Origin of the sequence: Paraburkholderia largidicola, from assembly GCF_013426895.1 — a bacterium.
Lineage (GTDB): Bacteria > Pseudomonadota > Gammaproteobacteria > Burkholderiales > Burkholderiaceae > Paraburkholderia > Paraburkholderia largidicola.
The window spans coordinates 1992843-2006821 of sequence record NZ_AP023176.1 but is presented as its reverse complement, the minus strand read 5'-3'; the positions used below and the strand labels follow the sequence as shown (position 1 = coordinate 2006821).

At 60.1% G+C, this 13979-nt stretch carries 12 protein-coding genes; 5 read left to right on the top strand and 7 right to left on the bottom strand.

Going from position 1 to position 13979, the window contains the following annotated elements:
* Positions 1–40: 40 nt before the first annotated feature.
* The 3 genes from PPGU16_RS37710 to PPGU16_RS37700 form a co-directional block, all read right to left on the bottom strand.
* The gene (locus PPGU16_RS37710) at positions 41–787 is read right to left on the bottom strand and encodes a glucose 1-dehydrogenase (RefSeq protein ID WP_180725897.1); all 747 of its coding nucleotides are present in this window, start codon (positions 785–787) and stop codon (positions 41–43) included.
* A gap of 220 nt (positions 788–1007) precedes the next feature.
* Positions 1008–1466, bottom strand: a complete 459-nt coding sequence (locus PPGU16_RS37705; RefSeq protein ID WP_180725896.1) for a DUF4437 domain-containing protein — start codon at positions 1464–1466, stop codon at positions 1008–1010.
* A 114-nt stretch (positions 1467–1580) separates the two neighbouring features.
* The gene (locus PPGU16_RS37700) at positions 1581–2273 is read right to left on the bottom strand and encodes a glutathione S-transferase N-terminal domain-containing protein (protein WP_180727217.1); all 693 of its coding nucleotides are present in this window, start codon (positions 2271–2273) and stop codon (positions 1581–1583) included.
* A gap of 376 nt (positions 2274–2649) precedes the next feature.
* On the opposite strand from PPGU16_RS37700, the gene PPGU16_RS37695 reads away from it, so the two are divergent.
* On the top strand, positions 2650–3216 hold the full coding sequence (locus PPGU16_RS37695) for a cysteine hydrolase family protein (protein WP_180725895.1): 567 nt from the start codon (positions 2650–2652) through the stop codon (positions 3214–3216).
* A gap of 92 nt (positions 3217–3308) precedes the next feature.
* Here the strand turns inward: PPGU16_RS37695 and PPGU16_RS37690 are convergent, their stop codons facing one another.
* On the bottom strand, positions 3309–4214 hold the full coding sequence (locus PPGU16_RS37690) for a LysR family transcriptional regulator (RefSeq protein WP_180727216.1): 906 nt from the start codon (positions 4212–4214) through the stop codon (positions 3309–3311).
* 194 nt (positions 4215–4408) lie between these two features.
* Here PPGU16_RS37690 and PPGU16_RS37685 point away from each other — a divergent pair, with 194 nt between their 5' ends.
* Complete coding sequence (locus tag PPGU16_RS37685; protein WP_345961197.1) at positions 4409–4750, top strand: LysR substrate-binding domain-containing protein; 342 nt, start codon at positions 4409–4411, stop codon at positions 4748–4750.
* A 21-nt stretch (positions 4751–4771) separates the two neighbouring features.
* On the opposite strand, the gene PPGU16_RS37680 is transcribed toward PPGU16_RS37685, so the two are convergent.
* Together PPGU16_RS37680 and PPGU16_RS37675 are read right to left on the bottom strand one after the other, a co-directional pair.
* Complete coding sequence (locus tag PPGU16_RS37680) at positions 4772–5518, bottom strand: SDR family NAD(P)-dependent oxidoreductase (protein WP_180725894.1); 747 nt, start codon at positions 5516–5518, stop codon at positions 4772–4774.
* Between the two features lie 33 nt (positions 5519–5551).
* Positions 5552–6418 carry an alpha/beta fold hydrolase gene (locus PPGU16_RS37675; protein WP_180725893.1) on the bottom strand — a complete coding sequence of 289 codons (867 nt, stop codon included), beginning with the start codon at positions 6416–6418 and terminating at the stop codon, positions 5552–5554.
* A 455-nt stretch (positions 6419–6873) separates the two neighbouring features.
* Here PPGU16_RS37675 and PPGU16_RS37670 point away from each other — a divergent pair, with 455 nt between their 5' ends.
* A complete protein-coding gene (locus PPGU16_RS37670; RefSeq protein WP_180725892.1) occupies positions 6874–7932 on the top strand; it encodes an NHL repeat-containing protein in 1059 nt (352 codons plus the stop codon).
* 47 nt (positions 7933–7979) lie between these two features.
* Here the strand turns inward: PPGU16_RS37670 and PPGU16_RS37665 are convergent, their stop codons facing one another.
* Positions 7980–9713, bottom strand: coding sequence for an FAD-dependent oxidoreductase (locus tag PPGU16_RS37665; RefSeq protein WP_180725891.1), 1734 nt, complete (start codon positions 9711–9713; stop codon positions 7980–7982).
* Between the two features lie 268 nt (positions 9714–9981).
* On the opposite strand from PPGU16_RS37665, the gene PPGU16_RS37660 reads away from it, so the two are divergent.
* Together PPGU16_RS37660 and PPGU16_RS37655 are read left to right on the top strand one after the other, a co-directional pair.
* Positions 9982–10383, top strand: coding sequence for a hypothetical protein (locus tag PPGU16_RS37660; protein ID WP_180725890.1), 402 nt, complete (start codon positions 9982–9984; stop codon positions 10381–10383).
* Positions 10384–11426: 1043 nt separating this feature from the next.
* Positions 11427–13979, top strand: a complete 2553-nt coding sequence (locus PPGU16_RS37655) for a type VI secretion system Vgr family protein (protein ID WP_180725889.1) — start codon at positions 11427–11429, stop codon at positions 13977–13979.

Below are 13979 nucleotides of genomic sequence, written 5' to 3'. Positions count from 1 at the left end.
TCGAAGGTTTTAATCTGAGGGCGAGCGCCTTCGCGCAAACTCAACCTGCTGTTTTGCCGCCGTCGACGGTAAGGATCTGACCGGTGACGAACGCGGCGCCATCGGCAGCGAGGTAGAGGACGGCTGCGGCGATGTCATCGGGTTTGCCGATGCGCGCGAGCGGCACCTTTGCGGCGAGCGCAGCCTTGTTTTCCGCTGTGCTGGTGAAGCGGTCGAGCATGCCCGTGTCGGTCGGACCTGGCGCGACGGCATTGACGCGAACGCCCGTCGAGGCGACCTCGAGCGCGGCCGACTTCGTGATGCCCTCGACCGCGTGTTTGCTTCCCGCATACACCGACGCGAACGCCGCGCCTTCGTGACCGTAGGTCGATGAGATGTTGACGATGCTGCCCGCCCGCTGAGCCGTCATCACGCGCAGCTCGTGCTTGAGGCTCAGCAGCGTGCCGAGGACGTTGGTGTCGAATGTGTCGGCGTAACTGTCCGCAGTCTGGTCGACCACGGGCCCCGGCCGGCCCTCCGTTCCAGCATTGTTGACGGCCACGTCCAGCTTGCCGTATCGGGCGACGGTCTGATCGACCAGATTGCGGACTTCTTCATCGTGGCGCACATCGGCCTGGACGAAGTGGGCTTCCGCGCCCGCTTCGCGCAATTCGGCTTCGAGCGCCGCGCCTTCTGCGGCACGACGGCCCGACACGACGAGGCGTGCGCCTGCGCGAGCGAATGCAAAGGCGGTTGCACGACCGATGCCCGTCAGGGCACCCGTAATCAAAACGACGGGGTGGTTCATTTGAGGCTCCTGTCAGATAGGTCCGCGACACATCGTTTGTGTCGCGCTGCTCGGTGAGCATGACGGAGTCAACTTTAGGCTTCTTGCGTGCTGCTGAAAAAGACTTTCCAGGCTGGAGGGCATGCCTGTCAGGCATGCGACCCACGTCCAGCCAAACCCGTGACCGAGCGCCGCACCTACGATCGCGCCCGATGGATCGAGCGCCTTGAGAGCAGGAACATCACCTGGCCGGCAGATAATCGAATGCGCCCTTCGATGTCACGAAGAAGATGCATTCAGTCTGCGAAATGCACTTCGTGACGTGCTGCTCGCCGCCCTTCTGGTACCAGTACGAGCCTGCCGGCAGTGGATGATCCTGCTTTGAACCCGGAGGTTCGTTGGCTACGACGCCAGCTATGACGACGCCATAGTAGGAGGAAGTGTGCGTGTGCACGCCACTCGCTGTGCCACCCGGCATCTTGATGTAATTGCTGTGCGCGCCGTTTGCCGGATCGCCCCAACCGTTGGCAACCGTCAGACCTTCCTTGTCCTGATAGAACTTCAGTTCAGTAACGGGCACGACCTTGGAGCTGTCTGCGTAGAGGTCGGCGTTTCCTCCGGTCGCAGCGGCGAGTGCAGGGATCGAGGCCAAAATCGCGGCGGCGATCGTGATGTGTTTGACGTTCTTCGTGAAAAACATTCTCAGTTCCTTTGAATTCAAGTTGAATAAGATAAGTATTGCGAAATGGATCATTGATAGAAAGATCCGGACGGGTGTGTTATCCGTCTCGTCTTTAGTTGATCAGGCGGTCGGCTACTGTTGGGCGTACAACTGCTTGCGATGTTCATCCGTCAGTTGCGCGGGGCGTACGGCTTCACCCAGTGCATATGCGCGTTTGACGGCAGGTCGTTCGGCGACGTGCTCGAGCCAACGTGCGACATGTGGAAAGCGATCCATCGCGATGCCCTGCGCGGCATGCTGCGCTACCCATGGATAAACCGCCATATCGGCAATCGAGTATTCGCCCGCAATGTATTCACGGTCGGCGAGTCGCTTGTTCAGAACGCCGTAGAGCCGCGTCGCCTCTTTGGTGAACCGTTCGATCGCCAGAGGCAATTGTTCTGATGCGTACGTACGGAAGAAAACCGTTTGACCCAGAATCGGCCCGAGACCGCCCACTTGCCAGAACAACCATTGCATGACGTCAATGCGACCACTCGGGGTGGAAGGAATGAACTGCCCCGTCTTTTCCGCGAGATGCAACAGGATCGCACCGGATTCGAATACCGATGCGCCGAGTTGGCGGTCCACAATGGCCGGCATCCGGTTGTTTGGCGAAATCTTTTCGAAGTCGGCGGTTAGCTGCACGCCTTTGCCGAGATCGATGGGGTGTACCTGGTAAGTCAAACCTGTTTCTTCGAGGAAGATGGCAACTTTCTGGCCGTTTGGCGTGGGCCAGTAGTAAAAGTCGATCTCGGTACCGTTGATGGTCGCTGCAGTAGTCATGGAAATCTCACTGGTGATAGTCGGCATCACGTGGTTCGTGATTGATGGCGCCGAGTATGGGCGATCACCAGGATTCCAGAAACGGGTTGGACCAGAAAAGACCATTCGCGTAACGAGAACGCCGACATGGGCTGGTGGCCAAGGCAATTCACTGACGAAAGGTTGCAGGCGTTTTCGACAACACCGATCCACTCATCTTGTTACGCGAACGGTGCATTCTTCATTCGGGTCATTCCGCGTGTCCGATGGATCGGGCAGTATCCAGACCGTTGCGTCGCGGCCGCCTTCCATCTGGTCGGGGGCTACGTGCGCTGCTGATACGAATTCGGTCCCCAATGGAGCCGAATCTTTGTTCACCGTTCGAGGTACAGGAAACATGACGAAACAGGCACTGATAGTGGTCGATATTCAGAACGATTACTTTGCGGGAGGGAAGTGGATATTGGATGGCGTCGACGCTGCCGCGGATAACGCACGCAACGTCATCGACGCCGCAAGGAAGAACGGCGATCTGGTCGTGCATATCCGCCATGAAACGCTGTCAAAAGATGCGGCGTTCTTCGTGCCGGACACCGACGGCGCTCAGCTTCATCCGAAGGCTGTCAATCTGCCCGGCGAACTCGTGATCGTCAAACACCATATGAATCCATTCCGTGGGACCGACCTGAAGAAGATTCTCGATGCTCGAGGTATCGAAACGGTGGTGGTAGTGGGAAACATGAGCCACATGTGTATCGATGCAGTGACCCGTGCTGCAGTGGACTTCGGCTACAGCACGACGGTGATTCACGATGCCTGCGCCACGCACGCCCTCGAGTTCAACGGAGTCAATGTGCCGTCATTGCAGGTACACGCGGCGTTTATGGCGGCCTTGAGTTTCGGATACGCGAAAGTCGTCTCTGCCGCGGACTTTCTGAATTCAGAGCGCCAACGCGCTGATTGAGGCAGGCAAGCGGCGATACCGCGCGCTTCCTGCGCGGTTCAATCGAACCTCAGTTTGTACGAGTAGAAACACGACGCCGCGACAGTGGTCAACTATGCGCGCCACAGGGAAGCCTTCGCCCGGAATGTTTCGATGGCGAGGTCGAGAAATGCGCGCACTTTCCGGTTGGCATGTCGGCCCTCGCGGTGCAACACGTGCACGGGTAGTGTCGCAAGCTCATACTCTGGCAGCACGATCCGAAGCCGGCCTTCTGCCAGTTCGGAAGAAATCTGACAAGACAGCAGGCACACGATGCCGAGTCCCGACATGGCGGCCGTCATCGCGGAGTCGTTTATCGTGGTGATCAGGCGTGGCTGGATCGGCACGACGACAGGCTTCCCGTCCACGCGAAAGCGCCACTCAGGGGATGACGTCGAAGGCGTCGACTGGATGGCGACGTGAGACGTGAGGTCACCGGGGTGTCGCGGCTCGCCGTGTGCATCCAGATAGGCGGGAGAGGCGCAGAGCACGCTACGCACCTTGCCGATCGCGACAGCTTGCAGTGAGGAATTGGGCAGTTCCCCGATGCGAATCGCAACATCGACACCTTCGTCGACGAGATTTACCGTTCGGTCCAGAAACCAGCAACTCACGGTCACGGCCGGGTAGCGCGACAAATACTCCTGAACGATGGGCGTGACATAGTTCTTTCCGAACACTACGGGTGCCGTCACTGTCAGCTGGCCACGCGGTGTGCTGTGTGCGCCGACCGCGGCCTGCTCTGCTGCCTCCACTTTTGCAAGGATGTTACGGCAATCTTCGAAAAATTTTTCGCCGGCATCGGTCATTCTGACGATGCGGGTTGTGCGGTTCAACAGACGCACGCCGAGATGCGCCTCGAGTTCGTTGATCAGGCGACTGATGACGGATGGCGAGGTTTTGAGCTTGCGTGCCGCAGAAGCGAAGCCTTCTGTTTCGACGACGCTCACGAACGTCGTCATTGCCTGAAGTCTGTCCATGTTCAAAGAGACTGGCGCGGAAAAGAAAAGGCGGTGCATGTCGCTCCGCATCCGGTATCACGATCTATCGTCGACGCTTGCAAAAGGCGACTGATCGTTGCCGAGTGTAGTCACACATTGAACTGGGCAGAATCCCTCGGTAGGTCAATTCACACTTCGCGAAACGAGAACGGTGAGTAGTCTTATGTCCCCGAATCAGGCGGCTTCAGCTTGCCGCTTCGCGATACTTTGCAATTTACGATTCGATTATCGGCGCCTGTCACGCAGCGGGTTTTGCGCCGTCGATCAGCATGGCGTCGCCGCAGATTTCGTCGGCGGCGAATCTGGTATCGGCGGGTTTCGGTGTCGCGGTGGTGCCGTCGTCGATGCGGCAGGTGCAGGTCGGAGGCGTCTCATACCATGAGCTGCATGGCAAGCCGCTCGCGACGGGTAGTGCGCTGATCCATCGGCAGCGCGAAAGATCGCCGGCCGTGACGAATTTCGTCAGGATCGTGAAGCAGTATCGCTCGGCGGCGCGGCGTTCGTCGGGATCATGACGTACGCCGCGCAAGGATCGATCAGAGCTTCGATCCGCCGTCGACGCGCAACGTGTCGCCTGTGATCCAGCGCGCGTCGTCGGAGGCGAGGAACACGGCGGCGCCCGCGATATCGTCGGGCTGCGCGACGCGTTTGAGCGCCTGCATGCCTAGCGTGAAGTCGCGGCCGGCGTCCGTCTTCGCGAAGTTCGACATGTCCGTTTCGACGACGCCCGGCGCAATCGCGTTGACGCGGATGCCCCGTTCGCCGAGCGCGGACGCGAAGTGACGCACGAGCGTGTCGACAGCGCCCTTGGTGGCTGCATACGCGGAGAGATTGTTGACGGACGCGCGCGCCGCAAGCGACGACAGCAACACGACGCTGCTGCCTTCACCGAGCACGGGCAGCAACTGCTGCACGAGGAAGAACGGAGCGCGCACATTGACGGCGAACAGGTCGTCGAAATCTTCGACGGTCGTGTCTTCGATCGGCGCGGCCTTCGAGATGCCTGCGTTCGCGACGAGGATGTCGAGACGATCGCCCGTCAGCGAGCGCACGCGCTTTGCAAGTTCGTGCGGCCCGTTTGCGTCGCGCAGATCGGCGGCGACCTTGTCGGCCTGTCCGCCTGCCGCGCGGATCGCGTCGACGACGGCGTCGGCGGCTTGCGCTGCGCTGCTGTAGTGGACCAGCACGCGCGCGCCTGCTCGTGCGAGCGCGATGGCGGTGGCGCGGCCGATGCCGCGGGATGCGCCCGTTACGAGCGCGGTCTTGCCTGTCAGGTTGTTCATGATGAGATTCCGTTGAATGTGATGAGCGTGCGTTTACGCGTTGGATACGTCGGCTTCCGAGAGAAACTGATCGACATGCGCGACGAAGCGCTGCGGGTACTGGTACAGCGAGCCGTGATTGGCGTCCGGATAGAGGATCAGTTGTGCGTTCGGAATGTGCTGCTGCAGGATCCACGAGTTGATCGAATAGATGATCACGTCGTTGTCGCCGTTGATGACGAGCGTCGGCTGCCTGAGCGCGTCGAGATAGTCGTACGGGTTCTCGCGCGGCGCGCCCCATTTCGCGAGCGCGGCGAGTTGGGCGGGCGCGACCTTGTCGTTGGCTTCGGGGTCGCGGTGCCCGGTGCGCAGACGGAAGCGCTCGACGAAGCCACGGCCTGCGGCCTGGCTCGCTTCGGACGGTGCGAAGTGCACGCGCAGCCACAGGTCATCGGGATGCGCATACGATGCACCGAAGATCTCCTGCGCTTCAGGCGTCAGCGACGCCATGCCTTCGCCGCTGCGCGGGCCGGTGCCGACGAGGATCACCTTGCGCACCAGGCGCGGCTTCGTGATCGCGAGTTCCTGCGCGATCAGGCCGCCCATCGAAAAGCCGAGCACGTCGACCTGCTTTAGCGCAAGCGCTTCGATGAACGCAGCGGCATTGGCGGCCATTTCTTCGATCGACTCCGGCACCGTGCCCGAGCTGCTGGAAATCCCGGCGTTGTTGAACAGGATCACTTCGCGGTGTTGCGCGAGACCGTCGGTGACGGCGGGGTCCCAATGGTCCATCGTGCCCGTGAAGTGAATATTCATCACGAGCGGTACGCCGTTCGTCTTGCCGAAGCGGCGATACGCGAAGCGGATACCGTTGGCCTCGACGAACTGGGTCGGCGCGGTCTGGTGAGTATGGCGGGTCATGGCAGTCGTCCTTTGATGAATCCGTTGCGAGTTGTATGCGACGCGATATCGCTGAAACGTATGGGCTATCTGTGGAGTGCTGCGACTGGCCCGTTCGTCTGAGTTTGTGTCAACGCCGTCCTGCAACGTAATGTAGGCGCCTCTAACTCCGAGGGAAAAGACTTTGTAGGCTGTACGGCATGCTTTTCAGGCATGACTCAGACCGCCAGTGCGGCCCACCGTTTGCGCGCAGGCTTCGCCCGGCATGAGGCTGGCCGATGTCGCGTACGCGATTGCTTCGCGATTTCATCCAGGGACGGCGGCGCGCTTGAGCAGCGCGGCGTTCGACAGCGTTCGGCATGCTCTTGCATCGTCCGCCAAAACACAGGTTGCAATTGGCGGCGCGTCGTTTGGTCTCCAGCGGGCGTCTATGCTTAATCGGCGCATTCGCTCAATTGTGACCAAGGAGGCATGTCATGAAACCCGCGCTATGTGTCGCCGCCGTCAGTATGTTTTTCGGAGTCCAGCTGGCGCACGCCGTCTGCTCTCACGACGCCGTCTTTGTCACGTTCAGTGACCAGATTCGCGGTTACTCCGCGCGCGCCAACGGAGCGACCGAACCCTGCCAGGTGCTGCAGGGGCCGCTCACCACCCTGATGTCGGCCGGGGCGATAGTGATCGACAGGAAGGACGCCTTTCACGTTGCGCAGTTTGGCAATGACGCCGTCGACATCTTTCCGCGCAAGGCCGAGGGCAATCAGGCGCCGGGCCGCTCAATCACGTTGCCCATGACAAATGACCTGCCCGGCATTGCGGTGGACTCTCGCCTCAACGACTTCGTCCTGAGCGTTCGTCCCTCGACTGCGGGCGTGATGGTCCTTCCCGTCAATAGCTCGGGGCCGATACCCAATCCCGTGCGCATTACCGATCCGAACATCACCCAGTACCAGAGCATCGCGATCGACGGCGACGACAATCTGCTGATCGCCGGTTATGACATACAGGGAGCGGCGATCATCGACACGTTCGGCACGAGCCGAAGCGTGAGCGCGCCACCGCTTCTGCGCAGCCTCACAGGTCCCAAAACCGGCCTGTTTCCGGGCCGCGACGTTTTTTTCTCGCAGATCGCCACGTCCATCGCTGTCGATCCCCGTACGGACGAATTATTCGTCTACAACACGACTGCCGATGCGAGCCAGACCCAGGTGAGCGTTTTCGCCGCCAAGGCGAGTGGCAACGTGCGCCCGCTACGGACTATCAGCGGTCCGGCCACGGGAATCATCGGCGAACGCTTGCCGCTGCCGGGTAACAAGATTGCCGTCTCCGAAGACGGGCGGCTCTTCATTGCCGGGCAGAACCTGCGCATTCTCGCGTTCGCGCCGGGAGCAAGGGGCAATGTGGCGCCGTCTCAGATCATCGAGGACTCCACGCCCAGTCCGGCCCGTTTCGCGGGGATCGCCTTCCGGTCGGGACGAGGCGAGCATAAGGATGATGACGGATGCTGGAGGAGAACAGACGAAGCCGGTAGAAACTGATCCGGTCGAATCGCAGCGCGTCCTGCAAGCTCGCTCAGTCAGCTCGCTCAATAAGCGCGAGACAGAAAGACCTGAATCTGCGCGACCACACCCGCGCCTTCGCCTACTGCCGAAGCGACACGCTTGGTCGACCCCGAGCGGACATCGCCAATTGCGAACACACCTTCGACGCTCGTCTGCAGCGATATCGACAGCATGTTCGCGTCGGGAGGGTCAATGCCCGTCTGCACGAAGCCTTTGCTGTCGAGCGAGATGCCGCACGTGTTGAGCCAGCGGGTGTTGGGGTCCGCGCCGATGAACACGAACAGGTGATGGATGGTCATACTCCCCTCGATTCCACCGGCGCCGCGATAGTGCACCCGTTCAAGCCGCCCTGTTCCTTCGAGCGCGGTCAGCTCGACCCGCGTATGAACCGTCACGTTCGGCAGCGACGTGACGCGCTCGACCAGGTAGTGCGACATGCTGTCCTCGAGCTTTGCGCCTCGAATGAACACGTGCACATGCTCGGCATGCGACGCGAGAAACACGACTGCCTGTCCCGCCGAATTGCCGCCCCCGATCAACATCACCGGTTCGTTGCGACATAGCTTCGCTTCGATCGGCGTCGCCCAGTAGTAGACGCCTCGGCCCTCGAAACGCTCGAGATCCTCGACGACGGGTCGACGGTACTCGGCGCCCGTCGCGATGACCACGGTGCGCGCGGTGATTCGATGGCCATCGGTAAGCTCGACGACGGGTGGTTGCCTGTCGCAATACAGCGCCTTGACCTCGCACGGGATGCCGATGTGCGCACCGAACTTCTGCGCCTGAACGAACGCGCGGTCCGCGAGCGCGTGCCCCGTGATGCCTGTAGGGAAACCGAAAAAGTTCTCGATGCGCGCGCTCGCACCGGCCTGGCCACCGGGCGCGCGACAGTCGAGCACCGCGACCGACATTCCCTCGGATGCCGCGTAGACGGCTGCCGCAAGTCCGGCGGGACCCGCGCCGACGATCGCCACATCGTAGACATGGGCGGGGTCGAAGTCGGGAATCAGTCCGAGACACGACGCAAGCTGCCCTTCATCGGGGTTGCGCAGCACCGTGCCGTTTGGACAGATGACGAGCGGAAAGTCATCCGGCCGGGGTGTCAGTCCTTCGAGTAGCGCGACGGAACCGGCGTCCTGTTCAGCATCGAGTGTGACGTTCGGATAGGTGTTGCGGCGCAGGAAGTTTTGCAGCGCGAGCAGCCGCGGATTACCGGTCACGCCGACCAGAACGGCGCCGTTCACGCGCTCCATTGCAACGAAGCGCCTGAGAATCAGCGCGCGCATGATCTTTTCGCCGAGTTCGGCTTCACCCGTCAGTAGCGGACTGAGGTCGTCGGGCCGGACCAGCACTGCTTCGACGTCTTCGATGACGCAGGAATCCACGAACGAAGGCTTGTTCGAGAACTGGTTTACGTCAGAGGTGAATTCGCCGCGCTGGGTGAACGTGTGGATGATCTGCTCACGACCGAGGCCATCGCGGGCGACTGCCCGGATCTTGCCCGACAGCAGCACGAACATGCCCGGGGTGCGCTCTCCCACGCGATAGAGCATTGCGCCTTTGGGGTAGCGCGATACCCTGCCAAAGCGCCGCACTCTGCTGAGTTCCGCTTCGGTAAGGACGGGAAACAGTTGCTGCAGGCGTGGATGACTGCGCACGAAGGGCGCGTTGGTCAGCGTGTCGTCGTCGCTGCGGGTGTCCCCTTCTGCGGGCTGAGGGGGCGGCGTAGGGTCGCCCGGTACGGACTCGTTGCTCATCACTCATCCTCCTCTAGAGGCTAGCGAGTGAGAATCGTGTTGACGCGTCATCTTATCGATCTGGCGAATGCCGCGCATGCAAGGTGTCAAACCCACCTGGGCGCTCGTTCACGACACGACATGAATGGGGTGTCGATCCCGTCGCAGAGGTATTATTGCACCGTGGATACGCTGCTCTTTGGGTCTAATGCTATTGGGGCGTTTGAACGGGCGCATCTGGACGAAGCAAGGAATGGCGTCGTACGTGACGCAGCGACGGGAGCGCATCATGTCAAGTGAGTGGAAACGCAGGATGCGCCTGTTTGCCCAGCGTTTCTGGCAACCCACCAGTGCGTGCATGACCTGCATGCCGGGGAGCTGGGGCAATATCCTGAGCCTCGTGCACTGGACGATTGCGATCCAGACAGGGCTGCTCACGGGAGTCCTCGCGGTACTGTTGACTTTCACGCCAGCTGCGAAACTCTATTCGCATCGATATGGCAATGCGCTGATCGTCGGCTGTCTGACGGCGATAGGCGATGCGTTCTCGCATACGAGTCACTACCGGTTTCCCATTGTCGAACATGTCGCGACGGGCGTCGTTTCGGGTCTGCTTGCGCTGGCGGCTTCATATCTCCTTGCAGACCGTGCGCGGCGAATTCGGGCGGTATGGGCGCGGGTTTTTGGATAGGTTTTTGCTGGTCGGTGGAGAGGCGGTGGATGTCTTGTCGGAGGGGCGCTTCTTCGGGTTGGGGGGCGGCGATGAGCGGCCTTTAACCGGTCGTTCGAGATTGGGATTAGAACCGTCGACAGTTTCCACAAACGACTTGTAGATCGTTGTGAGCAACCTGTAGGGCACCGCACCTGATTCAATTTGCGCGAGACGAACTGATGATCCACTGGGCGGGATGGGTGACTATGTTTTGATCCCTCCGGTTTGCAGTTACGAGATCGTCCTGCGGTATGAAGCGGAGCCGCCGAATGGAGATTCGTATCATATGCTCGGTCTGGGCGACCGGCGATTGCCAGGCTTCGCGTAGGGTCGCATATTCTCGATGTCAGCGTGCTCGAACTTTTTAGCGTTCAGTTGGATGGAGCGGAGATTCGAACGATTGACGACAGTTGTCGACGTGAGGCTTGGTCGGTACTTCGTCTTGCCCAGCTATACATACCACCCGCGCGTCGGATGGCCGGTAGTCCTGGACGCGGGCGCTACGGAGCAGCCGTATGAATTCATGGGTAATTTGGCGTGGCGGACGTTTTGAGACGGTTGCTTGACCTGCACTGCTGCCCAACTGATTCAGGCGGAATCGGCCAATAGGAGCCATTCGATGCGATGACATGAATCGCTGACAATACCTCCATTCGTCTTTACCGAAGGAAGTCTCGTGATGTTCGACGAAGCGGTTCTGTCAGCGTCGCGCCGAGCTACCGGTTGTATCCCGTCATGACCGAGTCGCAGCAGATCGATTCGGCTACGAGCGCTTACGGTGTGCGGGCGGCTTGATTCGCCGCAATGCATCCGTTAGCCGCCGACCCTACGCGAAAGCACCCGGTATGCATTACCGGATATACGAATCATAAGTAGAATTTTCGCGTCATTTAAAATGCCCGACGCATATTTAACCTTTCTCGATTCCAAACTAATGATTTTTTAAAATCTGGCCAATGGTTTATTCGTTTTATTCTTGTAGAATCGCGCGGGCTAAATAGTAACGGATAAAAAGAGGGGTTATGGGGGCGCAGGACGTTATCGCAGCCATCACAGGTCGTCTTGCACAGGGCGACCGGCTGCTGAAACTGGATACACTGCTCGGCAGCGATGTACTCGTGCCGCAACGAGTGGTCGGCAACTCGCGCGTCGGGCGACACTTCGAGTTCACGCTGGACGTCGTTTCGATGTCGTCGAACATCGAACTCAAGAAACTGATCGCGCAGCCCGTTACGCTCTGGATCCAGCAGTCCGATAAGTCCTATTTGCCGCATAACGGCTTTGTCCATACCGCACGCCGGCTCGGTTCGGATAGCACGCTAACGAGCTATCAGATCGGCTTTGCGTCGTGGATGCACTTCCTCAAGTTCAGGCGCGATCAGCGTATCTGGCAGGACGTGAGCGTCGAAGAAATCGTCAGTGATGTTTTCAATGCTCATCCTCAGGCTCAAGGACGATTTCAGTTTGCACTCTCCCGGCAGTTGCCTACGCGTTCGTATTGCCGGCAGGACGAATACGACTGGAACTTCGTGCATCGATTGCTGGAATCGGAAGGTCTTTATGGTTTCTGGCAGCAGGCAGAGGACGGCAAGTCACATACGCTGGTGATCGCCGACAATCTGTCGTCATTCAAGCCCACGTCGCCGAAAACGGTGAGCTTCTACCGTGCTGGAGCGAACAGCGAGACGGATGCGCTCACGCAATGGTCGGGCACGCGCACGTTGCAAAGCGCGCTGCTGACGACGCGTACGTTCGACTATAAAAACCCCGCCGGTATCTATAACCCGAAGGGCACCAGCACGCCGACGATGCCGTCACAGGGCGCATTGCCGGCGCAGGCAGAGGTGTACGAATATACCGGTGCTTATACCTACGGCGAGCAGGATCGCGGCGATCAGCTTTCGCGCATCCGTATGGAAGAGTGGGAGTCGCGAGCGAAGCGCTTCCATGGTGTCGGCGGTATGCGCGGTATCGATGCCGGACAGCGCTTCACATTGAGCGGCCATCCCGATCACGATCGCGATGCGGCCGATCAGCGGGAATTCGCCGTGATTGAAACCGTCTGGACAATCGAGAACAATCTGCCTGTCAGCAACGATGCGCCCGTCTTTCCGCATAGCCTTCAGGCAACTGTGGCGGCAGTGCGCGCGCGACATGAAGGTGCATCTGCGCCGAGCACGCTGATCGGAGACGGAGCGGAAGGCTTCTATCGCGTCGATATCGAAGCGCAGCGGACGACGGTGCCCTATCGCAGTCCGTTCGAGCACGCGAAGCCGGATGTGCAACTCGAATCGGCGATAGTCGTCGGCCCGCAGAACGAAGAGGTCTATACCGACGAACTGAATCGCATCAAGGTGCGCTTCATCTGGGACCGGCTCAATAGCGGTGATGAACGGGCGTCGTGCTGGTTGCGCGTCGTGCAGTCGGATGCCGGCGGTGGTTATGGTGGCGTGCATCTGCCGCGCGTTGGCGAGGAAGTCCTGGTGGATTACGTCGATGGCGATTGTGATCGTCCGATTGTGGTGGCAAGGGTCTACAACGACGCGGCGAAACCGCAGTGGCATTCGAATGGTTTGCTGTCTGGCTATCGTTCGAAGGAATTCGGAGGTAGTGGATACAACCAGATGGTGATGGACGACGCGACGGGCCAAAACCGCTTGCACCTCTACAGTACGACGGCAAATTCAGGTCTGCACCTGGGCTATCTGGTCGCGCAGAATGGCAACACGCGCGGTGCGTATCTCGGCAGCGGTTTCGATCTCGCCACAGACAACTACGGCGCGGTACGGGCTGCCGAAGGTCTCCTCATGACGACGTACGCGAAGAGCGTGGGCAGCCAGCAACTGGATGTGAGCGAGACGCGGCAGCAAATCGCGAATTCACAGGGTGTGATCGATGCGATGTCCGCGGCTGGCGAGATGCATCAAGCGGAGAACCTCAAGGGCGGTTCCAACGCGTTGAAGTCGTTTGCCGATGCGATGCAAGACAGCGTCGAGGGTTCAGCCTCGGGTGGTCGAACAGCGGGCGGCGGCACGGGCAGTGCGAATGCGTTCGCGCAACCCGTAATCGCGCTCGCGAGTCCGGCAGGTATCGGCATGTCGACGCACGATTCGACGCATGTGTCGGCGGCACAGCAGATCACTCTGGTCAGTGGGCAAAGCACGCATATCGCAGCGGGTAAGTCGCTGATCGCAAGCGTGGGGGAGAAGCTCAGCCTGTTTGTCCAGAACGCAGGGATGAAACTCTTCGCGGCCAAGGGCAAACTCGAGATTCAGGCCCATGCCGATAACATCGAATTGACCGCGCAGAAGACCTTCAAGGTACAGTCCGCGACGGAAAACATCGAAGCGGCGGCGAAGCAGGAGATCCTGCTCACGTCGGGGGGCGCGTACCTTCGGATCAAAGGCGGAAACATCGAGATTCACGCGCCAGGGAAGATTGACATCAAGGGAAGTCAACATTCGTTTGCGGGGCCGACGGGCGATGTGTATCCGCTGCCGTCGATGCCGAAATCCATCTGCATTCCTTGCCTGCTCGCTGAATACTCGCAGGGCGCGCTGCTGGGTACGAAATGA

Excerpts from the sequence above, each read along its gene's own strand:
- PPGU16_RS37710 (WP_180725897.1), bottom strand. The coding sequence starts at position 787 with ATGAACCACCCCGTCGTTTTGATTACGGGTGCCCTGACGGGCATCGGT.
- PPGU16_RS37665 (WP_180725891.1), bottom strand. The coding sequence starts at position 9,713 with ATGAGCAACGAGTCCGTACCGGGCGACCCTACGCCGCCCCCTCAGCCC.
- PPGU16_RS37675 (WP_180725893.1), bottom strand. The coding sequence starts at position 6,418 with ATGACCCGCCATACTCACCAGACCGCGCCGACCCAGTTCGTCGAGGCC.
- PPGU16_RS37690 (WP_180727216.1), bottom strand. The coding sequence starts at position 4,214 with ATGGACAGACTTCAGGCAATGACGACGTTCGTGAGCGTCGTCGAAACA.
- PPGU16_RS37695 (WP_180725895.1), top strand. The coding sequence starts at position 2,650 with ATGACGAAACAGGCACTGATAGTGGTCGATATTCAGAACGATTACTTT.
- PPGU16_RS37655 (WP_180725889.1), top strand. The coding sequence starts at position 11,427 with ATGGGGGCGCAGGACGTTATCGCAGCCATCACAGGTCGTCTTGCACAG.
- PPGU16_RS37660 (WP_180725890.1), top strand. The coding sequence starts at position 9,982 with ATGTCAAGTGAGTGGAAACGCAGGATGCGCCTGTTTGCCCAGCGTTTC.
- PPGU16_RS37670 (WP_180725892.1), top strand. The coding sequence starts at position 6,874 with ATGAAACCCGCGCTATGTGTCGCCGCCGTCAGTATGTTTTTCGGAGTC.
- PPGU16_RS37680 (WP_180725894.1), bottom strand. The coding sequence starts at position 5,518 with ATGAACAACCTGACAGGCAAGACCGCGCTCGTAACGGGCGCATCCCGC.
- PPGU16_RS37700 (WP_180727217.1), bottom strand. The coding sequence starts at position 2,273 with ATGACTACTGCAGCGACCATCAACGGTACCGAGATCGACTTTTACTAC.
- PPGU16_RS37705 (WP_180725896.1), bottom strand. The coding sequence starts at position 1,466 with ATGTTTTTCACGAAGAACGTCAAACACATCACGATCGCCGCCGCGATT.